A 283-nucleotide genomic window follows, 5' to 3' on the forward strand; every position below is an offset into this window, starting at 1 on the left:
AATCCAATGCCTGCCCGCCTTGGATTTTTTTTTATGCGTAGATAGTTCCCGCCTCTACAGTTTTGTTGATTAAGTAATTTACTAGGCCTGACTTTGTCATGCCGTTTTCTTTTGCCAAAAGTTCTAATTTATCATCTGTTTCAGTTGGTAACGATAGCGTTACTCTCTTTTTTTCGATAGTAGTCATTCTTGTTTCCTCCTTGGATTTTTATCTACAAAACAAGTATAACATTTTTTAGTCATGCATACAAGTTAAATATACTGTATGCATGCACTTTTTTTT

1 protein-coding gene is annotated in these 283 nt (G+C 33.9%); it reads right to left on the reverse strand.

Translation table 11 applies throughout. The annotated features are described in order from the left end of the window. Window positions 1-31 precede the first annotated feature (31 nt). Window positions 32-187 carry a protein repA gene (locus DW930_RS10345; protein WP_123159986.1) on the reverse strand — a complete coding sequence of 52 codons (156 nt, stop codon included), beginning with the start codon at window positions 185-187 and terminating at the stop codon, window positions 32-34. Window positions 188-283: the final 96 nt, after the last annotated feature.

Origin of the sequence: Streptococcus sp. AM43-2AT, assembly GCF_003603405.1 — a bacterium.
Classification (GTDB): Bacteria; Bacillota; Bacilli; order Lactobacillales; family Streptococcaceae; genus Streptococcus; species Streptococcus ilei.

Bases quoted from the DNA above. Each gene is read 5' to 3' on its own strand.
- DW930_RS10345 (WP_123159986.1), bottom strand. From the start codon at position 187: ATGACTACTATCGAAAAAAAGAGAGTAACGCTATCGTTACCAACTGAA.